Source organism: Rhodococcus sp. IEGM1428 (assembly GCF_050321865.1).
Lineage (GTDB): Bacteria > Actinomycetota > Actinomycetes > Mycobacteriales > Mycobacteriaceae > Rhodococcoides.
In genome coordinates this window covers 85507-108051 of record NZ_JBNQFW010000008.1, presented here as the reverse complement: position 1 = coordinate 108051, position 22545 = coordinate 85507, and the positions used below count along the sequence as shown (strand labels likewise).

General features: G+C 61.7%; 23 protein-coding genes. 16 read left to right on the top strand and 7 right to left on the bottom strand.

Features of this window, described 5'->3' with window-relative positions:
* Nucleotides 1-10: 10 nt before the first annotated feature.
* Complete coding sequence (locus ACQR3T_RS26240) at nucleotides 11-1543, bottom strand: CoA-acylating methylmalonate-semialdehyde dehydrogenase (RefSeq protein WP_428695489.1); 1533 nt, start codon at nucleotides 1541-1543, stop codon at nucleotides 11-13.
* A gap of 137 nt (nucleotides 1544-1680) precedes the next feature.
* Between ACQR3T_RS26240 and ACQR3T_RS26235 the strand changes: the two genes are divergently transcribed.
* The gene (locus ACQR3T_RS26235; RefSeq protein ID WP_428695488.1) at nucleotides 1681-3297 is read left to right on the top strand and encodes a PucR family transcriptional regulator; all 1617 of its coding nucleotides are present in this window, start codon (nucleotides 1681-1683) and stop codon (nucleotides 3295-3297) included.
* A gap of 162 nt (nucleotides 3298-3459) precedes the next feature.
* Entirely contained in the window at nucleotides 3460-3828 is a 369-nt protein-coding gene (locus tag ACQR3T_RS26230) for a hypothetical protein (RefSeq protein ID WP_428695487.1), read from the top strand.
* A 275-nt stretch (nucleotides 3829-4103) separates the two neighbouring features.
* Here the strand turns inward: ACQR3T_RS26230 and ACQR3T_RS26225 are convergent, their stop codons facing one another.
* Nucleotides 4104-4460 carry a hypothetical protein gene (locus ACQR3T_RS26225; RefSeq protein WP_428695486.1) on the bottom strand — a complete coding sequence of 119 codons (357 nt, stop codon included), beginning with the start codon at nucleotides 4458-4460 and terminating at the stop codon, nucleotides 4104-4106.
* A 937-nt stretch (nucleotides 4461-5397) separates the two neighbouring features.
* Here ACQR3T_RS26225 and ACQR3T_RS26220 point away from each other — a divergent pair.
* From ACQR3T_RS26220 to ACQR3T_RS26200, 5 genes are all read left to right on the top strand, one after another.
* Nucleotides 5398-5643, top strand: coding sequence for a hypothetical protein (locus ACQR3T_RS26220; RefSeq protein ID WP_428695485.1), 246 nt, complete (start codon nucleotides 5398-5400; stop codon nucleotides 5641-5643).
* A 5-nt stretch (nucleotides 5644-5648) separates the two neighbouring features.
* Complete coding sequence (locus ACQR3T_RS26215) at nucleotides 5649-5891, top strand: hypothetical protein (RefSeq protein ID WP_428695484.1); 243 nt, start codon at nucleotides 5649-5651, stop codon at nucleotides 5889-5891.
* A gap of 472 nt (nucleotides 5892-6363) precedes the next feature.
* Nucleotides 6364-6570: a hypothetical protein gene (locus ACQR3T_RS26210; RefSeq protein ID WP_008720325.1), complete on the top strand. Its 207-nt coding sequence runs from the start codon at nucleotides 6364-6366 to the stop codon at nucleotides 6568-6570.
* 208 nt (nucleotides 6571-6778) lie between these two features.
* Entirely contained in the window at nucleotides 6779-7774 is a 996-nt protein-coding gene (locus tag ACQR3T_RS26205; protein WP_428695483.1) for a hypothetical protein, read from the top strand.
* Nucleotides 7775-8140: 366 nt separating this feature from the next.
* Nucleotides 8141-9313, top strand: a complete 1173-nt coding sequence (locus tag ACQR3T_RS26200; protein WP_428695482.1) for an ATP-binding protein — start codon at nucleotides 8141-8143, stop codon at nucleotides 9311-9313.
* A gap of 204 nt (nucleotides 9314-9517) precedes the next feature.
* Here ACQR3T_RS26200 and ACQR3T_RS26195 read toward each other — a convergent pair whose 3' ends face one another.
* The 3 genes from ACQR3T_RS26195 to ACQR3T_RS26185 all read right to left on the bottom strand — a co-directional run bounded on the left by ACQR3T_RS26195 (nucleotide 9518) and on the right by ACQR3T_RS26185 (nucleotide 12472).
* Complete coding sequence (locus tag ACQR3T_RS26195; protein WP_428695481.1) at nucleotides 9518-11182, bottom strand: hypothetical protein; 1665 nt, start codon at nucleotides 11180-11182, stop codon at nucleotides 9518-9520.
* A 374-nt stretch (nucleotides 11183-11556) separates the two neighbouring features.
* On the bottom strand, nucleotides 11557-11769 hold the full coding sequence (locus ACQR3T_RS26190) for a hypothetical protein (protein WP_037174519.1): 213 nt from the start codon (nucleotides 11767-11769) through the stop codon (nucleotides 11557-11559).
* 337 nt (nucleotides 11770-12106) lie between these two features.
* A complete protein-coding gene (locus tag ACQR3T_RS26185) occupies nucleotides 12107-12472 on the bottom strand; it encodes a hypothetical protein (RefSeq protein WP_428695480.1) in 366 nt (121 codons plus the stop codon).
* Nucleotides 12473-12577: 105 nt separating this feature from the next.
* Between ACQR3T_RS26185 and ACQR3T_RS26180 the strand changes: the two genes are divergently transcribed.
* From ACQR3T_RS26180 to ACQR3T_RS26170, 3 genes are all read left to right on the top strand, one after another.
* On the top strand, nucleotides 12578-12739 hold the full coding sequence (locus ACQR3T_RS26180; protein WP_428695479.1) for a hypothetical protein: 162 nt from the start codon (nucleotides 12578-12580) through the stop codon (nucleotides 12737-12739).
* Complete coding sequence (locus tag ACQR3T_RS26175; RefSeq protein ID WP_428695478.1) at nucleotides 12732-12881, top strand: hypothetical protein; 150 nt, start codon at nucleotides 12732-12734, stop codon at nucleotides 12879-12881. The genes ACQR3T_RS26180 and ACQR3T_RS26175 overlap by 8 nt, the downstream gene beginning before the upstream one ends.
* Before the next feature lie 479 nt (nucleotides 12882-13360).
* Entirely contained in the window at nucleotides 13361-13636 is a 276-nt protein-coding gene (locus ACQR3T_RS26170) for a putative quinol monooxygenase (protein WP_428695477.1), read from the top strand.
* 345 nt (nucleotides 13637-13981) lie between these two features.
* On the opposite strand, the gene ACQR3T_RS26165 is transcribed toward ACQR3T_RS26170, so the two are convergent.
* A complete protein-coding gene (locus ACQR3T_RS26165; RefSeq protein ID WP_428695476.1) occupies nucleotides 13982-14443 on the bottom strand; it encodes a hypothetical protein in 462 nt (153 codons plus the stop codon).
* Between the two features lie 409 nt (nucleotides 14444-14852).
* Nucleotides 14853-15122 carry a Rid family hydrolase gene (locus ACQR3T_RS26160; protein ID WP_428695475.1) on the bottom strand — a complete coding sequence of 90 codons (270 nt, stop codon included), beginning with the start codon at nucleotides 15120-15122 and terminating at the stop codon, nucleotides 14853-14855.
* Between the two features lie 2140 nt (nucleotides 15123-17262).
* Here ACQR3T_RS26160 and ACQR3T_RS26155 point away from each other — a divergent pair.
* The 6 genes from ACQR3T_RS26155 to ACQR3T_RS26130 all read left to right on the top strand — a co-directional run bounded on the left by ACQR3T_RS26155 (nucleotide 17263) and on the right by ACQR3T_RS26130 (nucleotide 22509).
* Complete coding sequence (locus ACQR3T_RS26155; RefSeq protein WP_428695474.1) at nucleotides 17263-18225, top strand: hypothetical protein; 963 nt, start codon at nucleotides 17263-17265, stop codon at nucleotides 18223-18225.
* A 108-nt stretch (nucleotides 18226-18333) separates the two neighbouring features.
* The gene (locus tag ACQR3T_RS26150; RefSeq protein ID WP_428695473.1) at nucleotides 18334-18966 is read left to right on the top strand and encodes a DUF6461 domain-containing protein; all 633 of its coding nucleotides are present in this window, start codon (nucleotides 18334-18336) and stop codon (nucleotides 18964-18966) included.
* A 582-nt stretch (nucleotides 18967-19548) separates the two neighbouring features.
* Nucleotides 19549-19761 carry a hypothetical protein gene (locus tag ACQR3T_RS26145; RefSeq protein WP_358375265.1) on the top strand — a complete coding sequence of 71 codons (213 nt, stop codon included), beginning with the start codon at nucleotides 19549-19551 and terminating at the stop codon, nucleotides 19759-19761.
* Between the two features lie 535 nt (nucleotides 19762-20296).
* On the top strand, nucleotides 20297-20509 hold the full coding sequence (locus tag ACQR3T_RS26140; RefSeq protein ID WP_428695472.1) for a hypothetical protein: 213 nt from the start codon (nucleotides 20297-20299) through the stop codon (nucleotides 20507-20509).
* 227 nt (nucleotides 20510-20736) lie between these two features.
* On the top strand, nucleotides 20737-21852 hold the full coding sequence (locus ACQR3T_RS26135) for a hypothetical protein (protein ID WP_428695471.1): 1116 nt from the start codon (nucleotides 20737-20739) through the stop codon (nucleotides 21850-21852).
* 51 nt (nucleotides 21853-21903) lie between these two features.
* Complete coding sequence (locus tag ACQR3T_RS26130) at nucleotides 21904-22509, top strand: hypothetical protein (protein ID WP_428695470.1); 606 nt, start codon at nucleotides 21904-21906, stop codon at nucleotides 22507-22509.
* Nucleotides 22510-22545 lie beyond the last annotated feature (36 nt).

Sequence of the window (22545 nt, the reverse complement as noted above, 5' to 3'; positions counted from 1 at the left end):
CCTGCCTCTGTCAGTTGTTCTCGGGGAAGCCGAGATTGATGCCGCCGTGGCTGGGATCGAGCCAGCGCGAGGTGACAGCCTTTCCTCGGGTGAAGAAGTGCACGCCCTCGGTGCCGTGCGCGTGGGAATCGCCGAAGAGGGAGTTCTTCCAGCCACCGAAGCTGTAGTACGCCATGGGCACCGGGATCGGCACGTTGATGCCGATCATGCCTACCTCGACCTCGTTCTGGAAGCGCCTGGCTGCGCCGCCGTCGTTGGTGAAGATGGCGGTCCCGTTGCCGTAAGGATTGGCATTGATCAGCGCGAGTGCCTCGTCGTAGGTATCGACACGCACCACAGACAGGACCGGCCCGAAGATCTCGTCGGTGTAGATGCTCATGTCGGTGGTGACGTGGTCGATCAACGTCGGCCCCAACCAGAACCCATCCGCCGGTCGCATTTCCGTCGCTTCGCTCGCCTCACTGTCGGCCTGGACGGTGCGGCCGTCGACGACGATCGTGGCACCGGCAGCCTCTCCGGCATCGACGTACGAGGCAACCTTGTCGCGATGCGCCTTGGTCACCAGCGGTCCCATGTCGGCACCCTTGGTGCCGTCACCGGTCTTGAGCGGGGTGGTGCGTTCGACGATCTTCGCAACGAGGTCGTCGGCGATGTCGCCGACGGCGACAAGGGCCGAGATCGCCATGCATCGTTCACCGGCCGAGCCGAACCCGGCGTTGACCATCGCGTCGGCCGCGAGGTCGAGGTCGGCGTCGGGCAGGACGATGGCATGGTTCTTCGCCCCGCCGAGAGCTTGGACGCGTTTACCGTTGGCGGTGCCGGTGGCGTAGACGTACTGGGCGATCGGGGTCGAGCCGACGAAGGAGATCGATTTGATCTTCGTGTTCTCGAGCAGTTCGTCGACGGCGAGCTTGTCGCCCTGCAGAACGTTGAACACTCCCGCGGGCAACCCCGCTTCGGCCCAGAGTTCGGCAAGCCAGATCGAGGCGGTGGGATCCTTCTCCGATGGCTTGAGAACGACGGTATTGCCACATGCAATGGCGACCGGGAAGAACCACATCGGGACCATGGCGGGGAAGTTGAAAGGGGAGATAATGCCAACGGGTCCCAGAGGCTGGCGAATGGAGAAGACATCGATGCTGGTCGACGCGTTCTCTGTGTAGCCGCCCTTGAGTAACGTCGCTATGCCACAAGCGAACTCGACCACTTCCTGACCGCGACTGATCTCACCCAGCGCGTCGGAAAGTACTTTTCCGTGCTCGCTGGTGATGATCTCCGCCAGCTCGCCCTTGTTCTTGTTGAGCAGTTCGCGGAAGTTGAAAAGAATCTGTGTGCGCTTGGCCAGAGAAGTGTCCCGCCACGCGGGAAACGCCGCCGCAGCAGCATCGATGACGGCTCTGGCGTCATCGAGGTTAGCCAACGTCATTTGCCCGGTGACCTCACCTGTAGCGGGGTTGGTGACAGGTGACGTATTGCCGGAGGTACCGGCGAACTCTTTGTTGTCGAGCCAATGCGAAATCGTTCGCGTGGTGCTCTGCGTCATGGCTGTGGATCCTTACAAGTGACGACTGGCGACTGACGGCCGCCGCGTTCAAGCGACCTGCTCAGCCTGCCCGATCGACACCGGTCAATCCTGACGCAAGTTGTAAGGAATCACGTCCATTACTTTACGATTCGTACATGCTTCCCACCTTGACCGAGATTTTGGAGCTCCCGGTTCTTCAGTCCGGCGAGCCTCGACTACTCGGCGGGCCATCGGACAGACCCGTTCGGTGGGTGCACGTATCGGACGTCGACGACCTGTCGGAGCTTCTGCAGGGTGGCGAACTGGTACTCACAACGGGGAATCCGCTTCGCGACGCGGCCCGGTCTGATCGATACCTGAGAGGACTCGCGGCCGCCGGTGCTGTCGGTTTGATTGTGGAGCTCGGTCCCCATCTCCGATCATTACCGAAGGAGTTGGCCGACCTTGCGCACACGCTCGGTGTGGCCGTGGTCGTCCTGAACAGACCCATCAAGTTCGTCGAAGTCACCGAACAGGTCCACCGATCGATCGTGGCCGAGCAGTACGAGGAAGCTGCGTTCGCCCGCCATGTCCACGAGGTGTTCACTGCACTGAGCATGAATCGCGCGAATTTGAGCGATATCAGCGATGCGGTTGCCAACCTGATCGGGAAGCCGGTCGTATTGGAGGACCTCAACAGGCAGGTGCTGGCTTTTTCCAGTACGGGCGCACCGGCATCGACATTGCTTGCAGTCTGGGAACGGCGTTCTCGATTGGCTCCGTCGGACGCGGAGACTGTGGTGTCCGGCCCGGAAGACTGGCTCATTGCGCAGGTGGGTCAATACGGCAACGAATGGGGCCGTTTGATCGTTCCGATGTCGAGCGTGCCCGAACCTCGCACTGTCATGGCCCTCGAACGCGCAGCACAGGCGTTCGCGCTACACAGGATGGTCGAGCAGGACCGCGCAGCGTTCGAACAGCAGGCGCAGAGCGGGTTGATCGACGAGTTGCGACGAGGCCGAATTCTCGACGAGGTAGAAGCTTCCACCCGTGCCCGTGCGTTGGGCCTGCATTCATCAGTGCGGTACGTGCCCATCACGGTGCGCATTGTCGTAATTGCTCCGAGTAGTGATCAGGTCATGGCCCAGCGGCAGCAGGTCGCGATCAAGGACGCTATTCGGCACGCTGTGAGGTCGACCCGAAACACCGCGCTCACAGCGAGCCGCCGCTCGGGTGAGATCGACTTGATTCTTGCCCCCTCGAAACGACAGGAGGTCGAGCACGCCCTCGGCAATGCTTGCCGTGCAATCGAATCGACGGTCCTCGGGCTCGACGGCGTCACCAGATGTGCAATAGGCGTCGGGTCCGCGGCAGCTCGAGTCATCGACGCAGTGGTCGGGTTGGCCGACTCCGCGCACATCGCCGGCGTCGCCCTGTCAATGCCGCCAAGTGGTAGCAGCTACTACTGCTCGACCGACATCAGGCTGCGCGGGCTGTTGGCATCGTTGCGTGAGGATCCACGTGTTCAGGCGTTCGCAGAATCGGAATTACGTGGTCTCCTCGATCACCGTGCTCACCACGACGACGACCTGTTCGATGTCTTTCGACAATTTCTGAACAGTTCTGGGAACAAGACCGTCCTTGCACGTAACACGCACTTGTCGAGGCCAACTCTCTACGCCAAACTTGCGATGATCGAACGAATGCTGGGCGTTGATCTCGACGACTCCGAGTCACGCACATCGCTTCATGCTGCGATGCTCATCCTCGACATACCGCCCTCTCCAGCATGATTCGAACCGGCCCGAGCTAATGGACACACCATGCGGTCGGCGTCACCAGTCGACGCTGATGCAGTAAATTTCCAGATACACGTTGTGTCGATCATGTGTGGCTCTTCTGACCCGTTGATAGGTGTCGGTAGTTCCCACCGGCACGGCGAAAGGTCGATCCACATGGCCACCGTCGACCTGATCGAAAGCCTCACCGGACTCGGCAAGGCGACCCGACTCGATGTCCTCCGCCGCCGCATGGCCGCCGCCTCCGGCCGCCGAGACCACGCACCCGCCGACCTGCCCACCAGCGCCCGCCCGAACGGATCGAACCCCTCGATCGGGGTCGAGCCTGTCGTCGACGACGATCCGGAACCGCCGTCGCCGTTGTACGCGGCAAACCCTCCGGACCATGCCCTTATCAGTCCGCCGTTCGCCGCTCTGCTCCCACGCCGAGCTCTGGCCCGGCGGAACCGCCATCACCGTCATCGATGCTCATCGCCCTGTTCGCCGCCGGCTACCACATCGCCTTCATCAGCCAACACCGCCTGAGCCTGCTCGCCGTCCACGAACATGGTGGAGATCTCGTGGATCCAGGATCGACAGACCCGCTCGACTCGCATCGATTTGTCCGAACGGGGTCGATCTGGTCGTGACGACCGTGCACGGTCGCGACGTATCACCGACGCGCGCCGGAGCGTTGCTTGCGCGCAATCGTCGGCCTATCCGGGAGGACCGATGATGCACGACGAATGGAACCGGTCGAATGCCCGACTACTGGTCGACGTTGAGATCGAGCAGCAATAGTTCGTTCCGGCGAGGTTCCCTCAGGCCGCGACTCTGGGCTCCGGTTCGTCGTCGTGTCTGCCAGGTAGGTAGTGGTGTAGCTGTTCCGGCGGTTGGACGAGGTCGTAGAACCACTCGGTGCCGGCAATGGGTTGAGGACCAGACCACCCTGCATGCGGGCCGCGGGCGAAATCGATCAGGATCGAGACCAATTGGATGCGCTGCACTGTTCCCGTGGTGACGTGGTCGTCGTCAACGGTGTTCGACCAGGCCTTGAGCGGTGCATTGAGCGCTCTGTTCGGTGTGTCGAAGGCCGTGACTCGAAGTGCACCCGAAATGGTGACCGATGCAGGTACCGGAATCGGTGCCGTGTACTTGAATCGAAGCGCACCGTACATACCTGTGGAGAATGCATTTCGGTGTTCTGTTCCGGTGTCCCGTCGAGGTGCGTGAGTGGGGGAGCGGCCGTTGCTCTCAGTTTTGCGGTCAGGGACCATCCTGGTCTCAACCCCGCCCACATATGGGAGAACGGTTCGTTCCAGAACAGTTCGAGGCGCACGTGCTCACCGAGTCCCGGAGGTGCGGCCCGCGAATACTGCTGAGAGTCAAAGATCACTGGGACGAGCATTGCTCCATTGTCGACCAAGACATGTTCCAGCGATCACAGCCCCTGGGAGATCCGCACCTAAGTTGTTGCTCAATGGTTTACGACATGGCGGTTGGTCATATTCACCGAAGAAGCGTGGGGTTACCGCGACTCCGGAAGATGGGCCGATTCGGACGCTGGATCACGACGCCACCGTCTATGGCCGACCCTCTCGCTACGCCACGGGGCACCCCTTCGTTGTAGATCCATAGATGCGCTCCGCCCGAGATCAGAAACGGACGGTAGGTCCCGCCCGAGATCAGAAACGGACGGTAGGTCCGAACGGACTCGGCCTCGCGTCCAGGCCGCGGTGTCGCGGCGGCCAAGTAACAGGACCTGTTTCCTGGAAGCTGCCACGATCCCGGTGGCGACATACCTACTGCCGAGTGGAAGCCGTTCCACTCCAGACCGGCATTGATGTCAGTTGCTGGAACCCCAGCGGCAACCACGCAAGGGCTTTCTGGCGATAGACCACGCAATCACGCGACGCGAAGAAGCAGATACGTGTGCACCACTTCATGTCACCGGAGGAGATCCGATTGACCGGGCGCACAGGACGGTGCAATTCCGAGAGATCTGTCCGTTACGTCGGAGAGTTCGGTGTCACGCAACGGATACGTTTCGTGGACAACGGATCTCCTTGCAGTCCTGTACGCACCACGCGTGCTGCCATCTGTTTCAATACCGTCATGACCGATACACGACGTGACACAAAATCCGGGCGCACCGTTGGTGAGAAGGTCCGAGTTCGACGCGACGACGGCGTGGTCGGTGGAACGATTGTCGAGGACTTCGCGGACTCACTGATTCCCGGCGATCGACTGGGGCGGGACTGGGCGCAACCACATCGGTGGGCGATCGCCCTCGATACGGGCGTTCTGGTGTTCGTCGACGAGAGCGACCTCGACGACAGTGACGCTGCCGCGGCGCGGTGACAGCAATGGCCACGAATAAGTCGGGGGACGCGCTGGTGGATTTCGCCGCGATGTGGGAGCCGTTCGGCGGCGCACCGACCGACGAGGTATTCGTCAAATTCGGCGTGGACATGGACGAATACAAACGTCGACTGTTCACCCGATTGACCAATCCGGACCGCGCCGGGCTGATCGATCCTGCACTCCGCAACCGCCTCATCGACTACTCCGAGCACGCGACCGGCACCACACAGCGCCCTCATCGATAAGTCATCTGCATTCGCCCGCAGCGGGCTCGTAAAGGTCGGCTCCTGCACCCCGGGTAGGGAGTGTCGATCACCGTGTCGGCGCGTGCGGCGAGTGCTGCCATGGCCAGCTCGAAGCGGAGATCACCCCCTGCGCATCAACGTGTTTCGAGTGCGGTCCTGGCATCGATTCCGGCACCCACGTCATGCAGGCCGTGTGCTCCCTCGTTCGGCCACGCCTTCATCAGCGGTGATCCGTTGCCCCCTGCAACTGGAGACGACACTCGAGCTCAGCAACTGCCGTATGTAGCTGCTGACGTTCCTCCGCTTCTGCAAGACATGGGTCTCGAGAAACGGGTCGCCAATGATCCCCCTGGCCGGCCAGGGGGATCAGCACTACGGGCCCTTGTGCACAGCTTGCTCCTAGCGGGATTCCGTACCCTCGGGTGGCGGTGTCGAACCGGCACCGCCACCCGAGACGCAAGGAGGCACCTCCATGGCTGGAATCGCTGACAAACTCGACAAAGCATACGAAGACAAGCCACTCACCGAGCTCGTCGACGCACCCGTCGAGGCACTGCAGGGCGTCAGCCCGGGCGATGCCGAGCATCTCAAGGCCGCGTTCAACATCAAGACCATCGGCGATCTCGGACGCAACAAGTATTTCCTGTGGGCGCAGTCGATCGCCAAGCTGGCCGAGTAAGACTTTCGAGTACGCACGCTCGGTGAAGCCACAGGACGTGCCCAGTCCTGTGGCTTCACCGCGATCAACGCTCGTTGCCTGTGATGTAACTGCGCCATCGATCGTCGGCATTGATAGCCGTCCGCGCGCGTACGACCCAGGTTCGCGGCGAGCGACTGCGGCGAACTCTGTCCGATCCGGTCGGCCCCAGCCCGGTACCGTCGCACCTGTGACACCGAGACAGGGCAGCACGGTGAGCGGATACAGCTACCAGTGGTCGCTGTTCGCCGACTGGTGCGCCGCAGCCGACGTCGAGGCGCTACCCGCGTCGCCGATCACGCTGGCGCAGTTCCTCGATGAGAACCCCGCTGGCGACGCGGTCCAGCTGCGCCGGGTCTCCGCGATAAACCGCACTCACCTCCACGCCGGCCAGCCCGCTCCCGGACGAGTCACCTCGATCCGGATCGCACTGGACTCCGCACGCAGCGACAGAACGATCCGGCATGCCAAGCAGTACCAAGTGATCGCGGCCGGACTGCCGACCTCCGGATCGACGGCTGCACTGTTCGGCCGCCGCGACGCCGTCCTCCTCGTTCTCACCGGAGCGGGCTTGTCCCACAGGGCCATTGCAGGACTCGACCGCACAGACATCACCATCGATGGTGACAGTGTGTGGATAGGCGGCCGCCACCGAGTCGACATCGCCCCCAACGACACCACCGGTGTCGAGCCGGCCACGATATGGGACCGGTGGCACACGGTCCTGCAGTTCTCCGAGCGCTATCCCTCGACGACGCTGCTGGCAGAACATCTGCAGCGCAACACGTTCCCCGACATGGCCGGGCTGCCGCAGCGTCGCGGTCCGGTCGCGGTGCCGATCGATCGGTGGGGCCACCTGCCCTTACCGGTCACGGCGATGACCGCGGCCGAGGTCGGAGCAGTGATCGCCAGGCACCGCACAGGCGTTTCTCCACTGCACACCCCACGTCGCCCCATCATCAGACCGTCCGACGGTACCGACCGGAGTGACCCGATAGTTCCGGAGCCGGTCTCTGCGGAGCTCGACTCCGGGTACTACCGATCGGGTGTCGAGGCACGTCGCCGCGCCCACACGGCGCTGGCCGATGTACCGGACATGGTCGACGAAGTCGAGGACCGCATCGAGCAACTCCTCGAACGCACCCTGCAACTCCTCGACTCATCCGACAGCGGTGGTAGCACCTGACACGTCGGGCCCGAGGTTCGGCGCACCGAGACCCCGCCGTCGTACACCTCATCGATCACAGCGACCGGACACCCCCCTCGTTGCCCCAATAGGAGTCCAGCACCTCAACGCATAACGGCGACGAATGACGTGTCACCGACGAGCCAGTCCCGAAACACCCGCACACTGTCAGCAATTCTTGACGACGCGGTAGCCACTTCCTGCCCATCAGCCGACATCGACACCGAACTACTCCGATGGACCCGGGTGCGGCTTGTCGACTCAGTGCGCCCGGATCTACGCCGAGTCGCTTCGCCTATCAGATTGTATCCACAAATATAAGACCGCATCCGATACAACCAGATACAATCCGATAGTCTGAAACCCATGGAGTACGGACTGAACCCCTTCACACCAGGGTCTGGCACCCGACCCCCCGAACTCGTCGGGCGTACGGCCGAGCTCGAACGGTTCGACCTGTTGATCGCACGCGCGAAACAACGCCGCTACGACCGCGGGCTCATGCTCCAAGGACTCCGAGGGGTAGGCAAGACCACACTCCTGGCGACCATGGCGGACCAAGCTCGCCGCCACAACTGGGTGGTGGTCGAGGTCGAAGCCCAGACCAGCGTAGAAGGTGCCGAAGCCCTGAGACGGCGCATCGCCAAAGATATCTCTCGCGCTGTACGCCGTCGCCAGTTCGCCGGCCCGGTCGCGAACAAGATCCGGCAGTTGACCGAAGAGTTCTCAGTGTCCGCCACCGCATTCGGTGTAGGAGTCGCGCTCGCTCGCTCGTCCAGTACCGAGAAGCCGACCCTGGGGGTCGAATTCGAGGACCTCGTCGAAGATCTCACCGAGGAACTCCGCAAGGACGGCACCGCGCTGGGGCTGTTCATCGACGAAATGCAGGAACTCGAGCCGGCTCTCCTGCAGGTGATCCTGGCAACCCAACACCGCGCGGCCCAGCGCGAATGGCCATTTTTTGTGTGTGGCGCAGGTCTTCCGAACCTCGCGCAAGCCTTGGCCGACGCACGGTCGTACGCCGAGCGCCAGTTCGACTACAGGACCATCGGTCCGCTCGCCGACGATCAGGCCCGCGATGCAATCGTCACACCCATCACCAGGCTGAACCAAGACATCTCTGTCGAAGCGACCGACTACATCGTCGCGGCGAGCGACGGATACCCGTACTTTCTTCAGGTGTTCGGTCACGAGCTCTGGCAGGCAGCCCAGCAATCCCCGTTCACACTCGCCGACGCCGAGGACGCCGTCGACACCGGCCACGCCTCGCTCGATTCCGGCTTCTACAGCTCGAGGTGGCTACGGGCCACCGAAGCAGAAAAACGCTATCTGGTTGCCATCGCACGCAGCGGAACAGACACTCCGCGAACGGCAACCCTCGCCGAAGCCCTCGGATCGAACCCACAATCGATGGCACCGCACCGTGAATCCTGCATACGCAAAGGCCTCATCTGGTCTCCCGCCCGCGGCCTGGTTGCGTTCACCGTCCCCGGAATGGCGGACTTCATCCGCCGCCAACCCAACGCACCGGTCATCTGACCTCATATAGAACGTCACCTGGGCCGAAGTGGAGCACGTAGACGGATCGCGCAGCACCGGCATCACACAGCGACGTCGGTGTAGGAAGCTAGTTCGGTCCACTATTGCAGCGTGCAACCGCGCTGCGGGCGGGCGAGAGCAGCAAATGCGAACAAGGCCGGCGCGCCCGCGTCTGCCCTGGACTCGTGACCGGTTCACAGTGCGTCAGAACGGGTCCGGTGGGCCGGTGTTCATCACGGCCAGGATGTAGTCGTGGTCGGGTGGATCGGCCGGGTGATCGTCGGCGACCGCGAACACCGATCGATCCGGTTCCGGCGGGGTGCGTGCCTCCTCGCGGGCTGCGAGCCATTCTCGCCAGACGATGCGTTCGGCGCGGTGGCGCACGATGCGGGCACGAACCGCGAACGTGAGGCCGTGACGGTGGCCGATGTCGTCGAGATCGACGGGCCCGATACCGATGTAGGCGTTGTCGATCGTGAGCAGACCGGCAACGCGCAGATCCAACAGGGCCTCGTACCCGCTGGTGCGTCCCACCCCGACGACGGTGAACAACTCGTCCGGGGTGAGAGGCTCTGCTGCGGCAACCACTGCGTCGTAGAGGATGCGGTGACGCCAGCCGATGACACTCCATGCCGGGTGTACCGACTCCACCTCTGCTGCCCCTGCCACGGTGTCGCCTAGCGCCGCTCGACCCGCGTGTGTGGGCACCAACGCGTACCGGTCGGGGTTCTGACCCACGCCGCGTTCGATCAGCAACAGCGGTGAGCCTTCCATATCCCTCAATCGCTCCAGAACTGACCACACGGTTGATTCCGGGAGCATGCCGGCGGCGATGGACAGTGACCGCCCACCGACACCGACTGTGGGAACACCTTCCACTATGTGCCCTGACACTGCCGCAGCCCACGCCAAGGCTTGAACGACTGCATGAGTAGTCCAACGATCTCGCCGATGAAGAAACTCCGAAGTAACCCAGGTTTGAGCGTGGGTAAGCCATGAACGAAGTACCGGATCGTACGTACCCCCTGTGTGCTTTTGCTTGTGCCCGGTATCCCGGACTGGATCGGGGAGTGCCGATGTGGCCCAGTCAAGGGCGCGGGCAGCGTCGCGTCGGATGGCGCGTTCAGGTTCGGCGTAACGGGCGTACGCGGCTCGTACCCCCGCCCACGCGGGTTCGGTGACGCGGGCAAGGACGGCGGCGGTGCTGGCTCCGGCGAGGACCGCGTGGGTGATGACGGACTGGCGTGCTTCCGAGCGTGAGGGCCACCGGCGGGTGTCGATGCGGCCGGTGCTGGCGAAGTCGAGGACGCAGCGCGGCGGCGGGGCAGAGCGGCAGAAGCGCGGATGCAACCGAGCGTCATCGCTGCTGCCGAGGACGCGTTCAGCTGACGTCTCGGCTCGGATGTGAGCGTCGATCGGGCTGGTGATCGCTCGGCCCGTTCCTCCGAGCAGGGCTTCGAGCCGCTGGAGTGTGCCGGCATCGGACCCGACGGTCAGGATGTCGGACGCTGTCGCCGGGTCGAGGTCGACGAGGGTGCGGTAGCCACCTTCTTTGCATTGCGAGCCCGGCACGGTGATGCACCCGGTTTTGTGGTTGGTCATCGGTGTGATGTCCAACGTGGGAAGGCGCGCTGAGAGAAGGCGCAACAACGGCCGGATCTCGTCGGCGGTGACTGTTCTTCCCGGTGCCAGCGGGATGAGTACGTGTCGGCCGCCGCTGGTCGATTCGTCGACGACGGCGCGGCCACCGCATTCGGTCAACCAGGCCAGCAGACGCTGGGTGTCGGCGACGACGGAGGCGTGGCCGTGGTGTTTGGTGTCGAAGTCCAGAGCAACGATGCCGGCGCGCCCGCGTGAGAACAGCGGCACAGCCGATGGTAATGCTGGTCTTTTGACCGTCAACGGCCCCGCGGACACGTATTTACGCGTCGTCGGGTCGTAGAGCCTCATCGATCGGCGCGCAGCAATGGCCGGTGCGAATCGATGCCACAGTCGGCCCGCAGTCGCATCCGGATGGACGACACGAGCATTCAATCTTGTACCTACTTCAGGGCACGATGTACCCTGAGACATGTCCTCCAAGACAGTCCCTTCGGGGAAAGCAGCACAGAACGAGTCGCGAGCTAGTCACTCACTTCTCTGATCTCGAGAACCCTCGGCCCGCCCGCCGGGGGTTTTTCGTTGTCTATGCCGCGCTAATTCAGTTGAACGAATGTCCCGAATGTCGGTTCGGGACTAAACGATCACGCAGTCAGGGGCAACACCCCTTGGTTCTGCGGTCGGTTGAGTTCAAGTGCGAGGTCCTCGCGGTCGTTCACGATCGCGATGAGGTCGGCCAGGTATTGACCCAGAGACGTCACACCTGCTGAACTCTGTTGTTCTTCGAGCGTCTTGATCAGCTCTAGCGGGATTCGGACAGTCAACGGCTTCCGGTCACCCTTACTGGGCATCGGCATCGCGTGGCCTCCTTCATCTGCATCATCGGTCCCAACCAGTGATCATCCTGATGCAGAATCACGTTAGATCGCTTCAGACACGCCGAAGGCGTCCCGACGAATTACATCCATGTTGTTCAATCGCACGTCCCTGTGAGAACAATCGTCAATGGTCGCAGTCCGGTTGTTGTCTGGGCGAGGGAGAGTGCCCGGCGTAGACACCACCCAGACCATCCTGATTCCTTTGCCTCCTCCTCCTCAGGATGCTCCGATCGATGGAAGGACGTCATCGACCTCGATGACGCCAAGGCAAAGCAAACGAGCTAGCGATGGTTGACCAGCTCGGCAGAATCTCACTTCAGAAGAATGTCAATTGAGCCTCATCGACACGAACACGACCGGCCCGCGCTCTGCACGGTGGCCGAGCTACCTGCGTTTGCCGTGACGGCGGGGGAGCGGCGTCGACAATCCCGAGGCCGGCCCCTGCGCGTCGCACCAATTCCGCTCGAACCCGGGCACGCTCGAAGGCGCGAGCTCGGCCAATGGCCGAATTGCGGTCGTTCCATTCCGACTCCCAGACACGCGATCCCGGTGTAGGTGCATCCAACGCCCGGTCGGTCAGCCGGTCGAGAAGTTGATCCAGCCTGTCGAGCAGAACCTCGGCGAGGTCATCGAGCGCGCGGTCAGGCACCGGAACTACGCCGACGGGCTTGTTCTTGCTCACATGCGAAACTGTAGAACCAGGCACCGACGAAGCCACAATGCGCGCGCGGTTGCGTCGCATCGAACGAAACACGTCACAAGATGTCGGCGTAGCGTGCATGGCTCGATGAAGCAGTCAGACCCGAACCATCGAATGGAGCTCGCGGCGATGGAACGAACGGCAGTCAACCCGGTGCAGTGGTCGGTGGACATGGGATTCAACCAGGGGCGAGGTCGTCTCAAGACCGAGCCGGACGCTGTACCTGTCCGGGCAGACGACAATGAGTGACGACGGCGCACCTCAGTTCTTGAACGACGTCGATGCGCAGCGGACCCGAAGCCTCGACTGCGTGGAAACCGTTCTGGCCGAGACGAACATGACACTCGCGAACCTGCTACGGCTCAACGTCTACACCACCGACATCGGCTAGCTGTTCCAGCACTACGGCGAATTGACGTCGCGTCTCGGTACGGCCGACGTCAAGCCGACCAGCACTCTGCTCAAGTTCACCCGGCTCGCAGTTCCCGGCCTGATGGTCGAGCGAGAGGGAACTGAGGCCGCGTGTGCTGACCTCACGTGCTTGCGCCACGGCTCGGTCGCAAGCTTCGACCGTGGCCGTGTCGACAACATTCCCGGCAGCGCATGCCATCTGCCTGTGTATCCGCGCCGTCGTGCAACGGAACAAGATTGAACATCCGACAAAAAATCCCGATCCAGGAGGTTCAAACTCGTCTGGGTGCTGGCGGTCGAACGTCACTTCTAATGCCTGGCGAAAAGCGCTGCACTACAACATATACACACGTCTACTGCTGACTTACACGCCAAGACTGGTCGTACGGCTCTGCGGACACGGCCATGCAGACCGAGATCTAGCGGTGACTTACGGACGCGGACATTGTCTACATCCACATGATCATCGTTGCCGGATACCTCACCGTAGACCCGACCACCCGCCAGCACTATCTCGACGGCTGCGCCGAGGTGGTCCGGCTGGCTCGCACCGCCCCCGGGTGCTTCGACTTCGCACTCGGGGCGGACCTCGTCGAACCAGGTCGAATTAACGTGTACGAACGCTGGGCGACCGAGCAGCATTTACATGATTTTCGTGGATCCGGTCCGGATTCCGAGCAGACCGCCGCGATCATCGACGCCAACGTTCGCGAATTCACGATGCCAGACGCATAGCTACGCCCCGGTCCGCTTCGAGTCACCCAGCTACTGGATGCTTGATACTTCCGGCGGCGGAGGTTCTACCACTGTCTCAACCAAACAATCGGGCGAAAACTTCTGCGCCACAGCACATGCAGAGGTTTACCGGTAACCCTGCATATCAATACTGGTCTTATTTTCCAGCGTCGGCGGCCGTCAGCATTGTCGGCGAGTGCCCCGACGACGCAGTCGCCAAGCGTGAGCCCCGCCGGTTCAACGCCGTTCCCACCGTGCCAGCATAAGTTGTCTTCCACGCCGATATCGCCGAACCTGCACGCTGACACACCCCAGGAAGAAACTGAGCGGGCCGGGGTACGGAACCTAGACCTCACCGAGGCGGTCCTCTGTTCGGGCGGTGAGGTCAATCGCTGGTGCGAGAAAGTAAGCGAATAGGTAACTCGACGCCGTTATTGCTGCCAGTGCGATCCACCAGAGCGAGAATTCGTCTGTATCGGTGGAGATTTCACCGGCAGCGACGGGGAGCCAGCACATGGCGGCAGCGGTCACTAGCGTGACTGCCACTGCGGTGCAACTGGCGAATCGATGGCGCCAGGTGCGGTGTGATCGTGCGGGCCACACTCGATTCGACCACAGCGCGTAGCGGCCACCACCGACCGCGATCACACCGACCAACAGCCCGGCCACCGCACCGCAGAACGCAGGAAACACCAGCAGCGCCAACCAGGACATGGACCGCTCAAGAGCCCAGGGGAGCATGACACCCGCACCTGTGCAGGCACCGGTAACAGCGGCAACCCTCAGTTCTTTCTCGACCCAGTCCACTGTTCTACTAGAACACGTCGGCAATGCGCTGCGACCTCGAAGTCGCTGCCTGACCGCTCCCGTTCACACGTAGACGCGGTGACGACGGTGAATTCATGACGGTCGCACGACGCGCATGGGAGACCTGGCGGCGTCGTCTGACCAGACCGGGACTCGACTTCAACTAACGCTGCGACCTACTTCGTTCGGCGGCTGGCTTTCGAGTACTGCATAAACCGCGGCACAGTTTCGCAGTGCCAGCTGGACTGCTATTGCAAGCGAAAGACGCTGCGGCACAGTATATGCAGAGGTTTGCTGGTAACCCTGCATATCAAGACTGGTCGTATTGTCGGCTGGGCGCACTCCAGCGTCCACGCTGCACCCAGAACTATTGCGGGCGATGTGTCGTGCGTACCAACCGGCCGGACCGCTAGGCCATGATCGCAGTCGCTTTGACCTCGAAAAGCATGTCAGGCACGGCAAGCCCTGTGACACCTAAGACGGTTTGAGTGGGAGGCACCTCACCGCATCGGCCCGTGACCGCCTGCCCGATCACGCCGAGTTTCTCGAAGCTGGGGTCCACGACGTAGGATCTGAGCTGGACGACGTCACCGAGATCGAGGCCGTGAGCGGCCAGTGGGATCTCGAGACTGCCGAACGACGTGGAGACCTGTTCCGCGAAGTCAGATGATGTGACCATGCCGTCAACGACGGCATACGCCGGACGGTAGGCTCAGAGCCACGAGGAGGTCCACCAATGGCTGCGTATCAGATCATCGTCTCACTAGTCGCGATGGGCGTATGTGTAGGCCTGGTCCTCCTCCTGGTCGCTTTTCTCCTAGAGAAGACTGTCGGCCTGCGTTGGCCGAACGTGAAGGCATCAAGACGGTTTCGGGTACTTGCCGGGCTAGGGCTGTTGGCAGTGGCCATGGGAGTGATAGCAGTGCCAACATTGCTTCAAAACCCGGCAGCATTCGGATATTTCGGCCCGGTCACTCTCGGTGCTATCAGCCCCTTTGTTCCATGGTGGCTCAACGCCAAAGACCCCAGTTCTGCAATCGCTTGAATACGAGGCGGGACCGTATAGAGCCCATGGTGTTCATTAATTGACGGAAAGACGCGATTCGATGAGGAAACGTACGACGATTGTCGCCGGCATAGGTACGTTGCTCGTGGCTTCCGCTGTTTCGGTCGGCACCTACGCTGTGATCAACGCGCAGCCCAACCCGGATTCGCACTTACCGACATCCGAAGCTGCCACAGCCAAGTTGAACGCAATCAGCAATCCCGGGACAGCTGCACGGAGTGTTGGAAGTGCCATCTCGGGCGAGGGTCCCGTTCCGCAAGTCTTGGATCCGACGGACGAGACATCTCGAGATATGTCGGTAACCAACACCGTTCTCGACGTGTCCGAGGACGGTCCAAACCGCGCTGTCGTTACAAGGACTATGAAATACGATTTCCCGAACGGCGAGTCCATTCAAACCGATCCAGGTGCAGTTCCGTTCGTCCTGGAGTCGGACGGGGAATGGCGAATCGACCGCGAGTACCTATGCAAAAAGGTGCGCACGTTCGACGACCTCGACCGGCAAGACGGATTCGAGGTTCACGCCGACCCAGGATGTTCCTAAACGCTTGAAGCGGTCCGGCTAGTCGCATACTCGACGCTGTTGACTGCGAACCCGATCGCTTCACCGGACTCGTCGTCGGTGATCGAGCCGTCGACGTCGTCGACCAATTGAACAGTCACGTGTCTGGCCACAGCCCAAAAGCCTTTCGCCGCAGTGCGCTACCACCCATTGAGTCCGCGATGACGGGACTCCGAGTCGAATCGGTGCTCACGCAAAGCCCTGGACAGCGGAACCCCGGCGAGACCAACACCCGTGAATCGACCAGACCGGCTGACGTGCGGACAGCAAGTAGAATCCCGTGGCTGTGACGCTGCGGGTTTGTCGTGGTCGGATCAGGACTGGCTGACAGGGCTTCGCTTGGCTACACCAACCAGGATCGCTGCAGAAGTCGCCCACAACAGAACAGCACATAACGCGGCGAGGGCCGCTGCGTTGTTGAACGCCATGTACATGAGCGCACCCAGAATCCACGGTGACTTCACAAACCCGCATCCCGCGACAACTACGGCACACGATCTCGCGAGGTTTCGTCCACCGCGGGCTCGAAGTGGAACGAGTACGGCAACAACCACGGCCACTGCGACAAGGGTGATCAGAGGACCCTGATGCCACTTCAGGAAGTTTTCGGACCACGATTCAGCATTCGCCCCTCGTTGGTCCTGGGAGGTGGGTGATGCCAAGACGCCACTGATGACTGCTGACGCGGCCAGGACCAGGACGATCAGTCGCTGACGCGCTTCCATATATCTCCTTGAGTCGTTGCCCGGTCCCGCCCCGCAGGGCTAGACCGGGCTTCATTATCGATCGTTCCATGTCCAGCATCTACCCAGTCGAGCTAGATGACTGAACCACCTCTCCAGTTCGAGGACGCCCGGTCAACCGCCTGGACGCCGCACGTATCGTCGTACAGCAGGCAGGCGGGGCTCTGCTTGACCCATTGCCCGACTGTCCTCCAGCCTCCGTTTCCGGCGTTCGCCACACCGAGGCAGTTCTTATTCAAAACTGTTGCAGCACAGCACATGCAGAGGTCTACCGGCAACCCTGCATATCAAAATTTGCCGCATTGCTCCGACGACTATCGAACGAGGCTGGTCGCGGATTCGAACAGCGGGGCATCGACGCTAGCTGGTCCGCAAACGCGGCGACAGTACACGGCGCGATCTCTCGCCGGTCACGGCCAGGAGGGAGAAGTGGTTCTATGCTGCGACAGTGAACGGACGACGGGCAGGGCTGACTCTGTTCGTCGCCGTGTTGCTCGCCATGACCGCGTACGGAGTCGCAACCACTCCGCAACCCCGCACCGCAGCACAGATCGGGTCGGCGGACTCGTTCGTCTGCCCGCTTCCGCAAAACGTGAGCGGATCGGCCGATATTCCGACTGCTGCGGACAGGTCTGCGGTTTCACCGAGGCCGGCTGCCGGCACCGTCCCGACCACCTTCGCCCCGACTTCGGCGGTCGTGTGCGACACCTTTACCGGTGACACGGTGGCGGCCGACGGCACCGTCAGCTACTTTGAGCGGCACTACAGCGGCGACTTCGGACCGGTGATCGAGGCCTTGAATGCACCCTCGTCACGACCGGCCTGGCCAATTTTCTGCGGGACCAGCGAATACAGCATGCCGCCGCTGACAGACATGTGGCTGATCGACGCCGACGGCCGTGCACTGGAGCCGACGTATCCGATCGGTGAGTGCGGATTCGACAACACGCTCGGACTGTACGAGATCCAATCCCTGACCGAGATCTCCGCAGTCGAGCTCTATGCACGACTGGATCCAACCGCGATCGACCTGCTCTTCAACTGCCCATCCGCGCTAACCACCTTGCCGATCCCGGGACCACGGTCCCTTCTCGACCTCCCGATCTTCGCCTCCGGGTTCTGCCGATTCGACACGACCGGACCCGTGCCTGCATTCACCGGTGCTCGAACCTTGGACATCGCCGAACCTGTTCTGAGCCAAGAGGTACTAGCAGATCTACCGGCAGCAACCCCATGCACCGAAACCGCCACCTCGGTCGTGGCTGTTACTGTCACCGACCCTGCGACGAGCGATTGGGGACCGGTGACTATCGCCGTCGAACTCGACGGCTGCCGCCGGATACTCGGTGACGGATTCATTCCAATCATGGCGTCGCCGAACATCGTCACCGCGCTCTCGAGCACTGGGTGACAGCACATGCAAACGTTCGGGCAAGATCCATGACACGGGATCCTCCGTTTGTTTAGGTAGCGACTGAGCGCCCGGCCGTACCGGTACGCACAGTGAGATGGAGACGACGTGACGAGCTATCGTGATTACCTTTGGGTCGAAGAGTTCGACTTCTTCACCTCCGACGGTTACTGCTTGGCGCTCGTTGACGCGAGTACTACAGGAGATATTCTGACCAGCCTCAGAGTGTCCGATGACAGGCTCTCGGCAGTCGGCGCTAAAGCCGCACTTCGCGAGAGTTATGACCTGGGCGTGCAACACGACGCCGATGGGGTGCAAGTCCAGCCGGTCGCAATTGCCAATATCGGAGACGGGTGGACGATGCTGCTGCAGGCACCGGGATTTCTCGGTATCTCAGATACGGCGATGTCCGAGATAGTCATGACTCATGATGTTGTTTCGCACGGTGCAGACAGATTCGTGTGGTGGTCGGGAGGTGTCAAGAAAATCTCATTCGAGCCTCTCCTGCCGCAATCAGACTTGCTGGGCGTACTTGCCGACCGCCAGCCACCGGAATCGCGCGCCCACATCGTCGCCCTGATCTCCGAAGTCGGCGGGATAGACCTCGACGAAACGCCAGGACGGGAATTTCACCACGTTGCGGGATCATTTGCGCTCGCAGAACGACTTACAGGGGTGCGAATAACAAGCAACCTACTTGAGACAAGTCGATTCACTGTAACTAACGTGACGCTGAAATGACCGATATACCCACGGTGCCTATCGAACTCCTGGACATGCGCCGCGCGGCCGAGAAAGCCGGTACGCCTGGGAGAGTGCGGACTTCCGGGATCACAGGAGTGCGTAGATCGGCTGAGCTGGTCACACGGAACCTATAACAAGACCTCAGCAGGTAAGGTCGAATTGTACTGCGCGCCAGTTGATTCCAGCTCATACCGGTAACCCTGCATATCAAAAGTGGTCGTATTGCTCTGCGCCTAGACGTGGGGCGTGTGCGGGCAGTCGCTGTCACGGTTCCCCGAGGGTGCCGCTGCCCGTCTTAAGCTGCAGATCATGGATCGAAACCAGCACGGACTGCGCGAAGACTACTTTCCGGCCGGAACAGTTGCTGCCCAGGCCTATTCTCCATCGGCCCGTCGATACACCTCCAGGCACCGTGAACTGTTGGAACAGTACGGTGAGCTGTCGTCGACCTGGGCGGAATCCGCTTTGGCTTCATGCTTGCGTCGCCTATCGACGAGCTCGTTGTCCGAAGCATGGGGTGTCGGTGTTGCCGACGCGTGGACGGACGGTCCGGATGCGTTCTGCGTTGTATACCGGTACATGACTGTCGCGAAGACTCTGGGAATTCGGATGACACAATCGGGGCCGCCTCCTGCTGCGGAGACGGCAGACGCCGAGCGCTTCGGCCGAGAAGTGGCCGATTTCGATATCGGAGAGCCGTTGGGGACCGTCGCGAACAACCTCCGGCAAGACAAGAACGGTATCGACTGGTGGGGCTACCTCGACGCCGAGACACCGGAGAAGCCCACCTAATTCGTTTCGAGCAACGCATGAACCGCGGCACAGTGTTTCGCAGCCAATCAAGGGCCTCTTTCGTGGGTCAGGACCCATCGCATCGATCCGCCGCCGAGACGTGCAGACGACGACAAGTGTTGCGCTGCAACAATATGCAGTAGTTTACCGGTAACCCTGCATATCAAGAATGGTCGTATTGCTCTGCGCCTAGACGTGGGGCGTGTGCGGGCAGTCGCTGTCACGGTTCCCCGAGGGTGCCGCTGCCCGTCTTAAGCTGCAGATCATGGATCGAAACCAGCACGGACTGCGCGAAGACTACTTTCCGGCCGGAACAGTTGCTGCCCAGGCCTATTCTCCATCGGCCCGTCGATACACCTCCAGGCACCGTGAACTGTTGGAACAGTACGGTGAGCTGTCGTCGACATGGGCGCAATCCGCTTTGGCTTCATGCTTGCGTCGCCTATCGACGAGCTCGTTGTCCGAAGCGTGGGGTGTCGGTGTTGCCGACGCGTGGACGGACGGTCCGGATGCGTTCTGCGTTGTATACCGGTACATGACTGTCGCGAAGACTCTGGGAATTCGGATGACACAATCGGGGCCGCCTCCTGCTGCGGAGACGGCAGCCGCCGAGCGCTTCGGCCGAGAAGTGGCCGATTTCGATATCGGAGAGCCGTTGGGGACCGTCGCGAACAACCTCCGGCAAGACAAGAACGGTATCGACTGGTGGGGCTACCTCGACGCCGAGACACCGGAGAAGCCCACCTAATTCGTTTCGAGCAACGCATGAACCGCGGCACAGTGTTTCGCAGCCGATCAAGGGCCTCTTTCTTGGGTCAGGACCCATCGCATCGATCCGCCGCCGAGACGTGCAGACGACGATAAGTGTTGCGCTGCAACAATATTCAGTAGTTTACCGGTAACCCTGCATATCAGAACTGGCCGTATTGCTTCGCACCCCGCAAGCGGACTCGCGAAAACGCTAGGCTCGTCTGCGTGGCCGGAGATACTGAACCTGTTCTGCAGACCTCGGGAATCGTCGAGGTCGATCACGATCAATTCGTTGTCGCGAACGACGACACAGACACTCTCGACGTGCAGGCGAAAGGCACGTTGATCGAGGTAGGTCCCGGATTTCTGGCCACGTACACGGGCGTGTCCTACGGTCCTGCTCGCGTAACTGTGCAGGTGTGGCAGGCAGAGCCCGCCGCCGAGTACGACGACTGGGAGGTGATCGAAGAATCGGTCATCGCCGCGTCGGCCGCGATCGAAGTGCGATCACTGGACGGGCACCCATCGGAGGGTCTGGGGCAGATCCCCGCGGGCGTTTACCGTGTTCGCGCCCATGCACGTGGCCGCGACACGTCGACCTCGCAGGAGGTGCCAGAGCCGGTCGAGGACTACCTGTTCCAATTCTGGCCCACACACCGCGACGACCTCACCGAACCACCTGTGGTGACAACGCTGAAAAAGACGGATAAGGCGTGGTCCGACGAGCCGTCGAACGACACCGAGCTGTGGCCGGACAGGTCGATGATCTACATCCGCGATGAGAACGGCGTCACTCGAAAGGTCGACCCCGAGTCAGATCTCGGCCGCGCTGTCGGTGCTCTGAAACGGACTCGTGGCGGTCGACCGCTCGAGGGCAAGCTCGAGCACCAGGAGTACGCGAGACAGCTGGCCTTCCTCGACCGACCGCTGGTCGACTGGCTCGCGCAGCAAGACGACGAGATACTCGACGAGTTCAAGACATTCTGTATCAGAACATGTTTCGCGGTCAGCGGGCTCGACAACTACCCTTGGGTCACCGAGTGGGCGGATCGTGCAATCGGGCAGCGCCGGCTCGACGAGGATTATTTCGATCTGGCCGAACGGGTGAAGTGGGATCCGACCATCCCGAAACGGATCGTTCCCGGCGTACCGTCCAGGCGCGAGTCGCTTCAGCAATACGAGGCTGTGAAGACGCTGGCTGGATTCTACGAGCCCGTCCCCTACGACTCTTTGCATCGCGCCCTGGAGACCTACATGTGGGCCCTGGACACATTCGGTATGGACGGATACGAAGGATTCATCGCGACATTGAGGGAACGCTTCGTAATTTCGGATGAATGACGCTTCGAGGATGATTCGAAGCGTGATCTGCTCCGCCGCTACGATCGGTTCATGACGCACCTTGCGGACCAGTGGGGGAGGCTACTTTCGTGGTGCGACGCGTACGCCCCTGTCACTGCCGCTGGACTCAATCCACCCGCCGAACTAAGGATCATTAGAGACGCCGAGAGTGCGACGGGTCAGACATGGACACCAGAGCTGAGGGAGTGGTTCGCTCTGCACAACGGTAGCGACCGGGGCAACGTCTTCCCCCAGGTTCTGCCCGGTCACAGGCCGATGACAGTTGCCGAGCTCGTCGTCGATTGGCGTAGTCTCGTGGGGATTTGGGCGGAGACCACCACAGCGTTGGAGGAGATCGAGGGCCGACAGCTGATGGCAGATCCTGCCGGAACGACCGCGTTCACCTACCTTCCCAGCTTCATTCCGATCGCTGCGGACAACACCCGCTGCCGACTAGTCGTCGACACTCGCGACGGGGACGCCGCAGGATGCGTCGTGGGGTTCGCGAGCGATGACGTCGTCGACGAAGGCACCATGCGCTGGCCCTCGATCGGAGCGATGCTCCACGACGTCGCAGACTCCCTCGAGACCCACCACCCGTGCAAAGGATGGGTTCCCTTCGTCGAGGGCGGCGAACTCCATTGGGACTTTCCTTAGACCTGCAGCGCCGACTGTAAAGCGAAAGACGCTGCG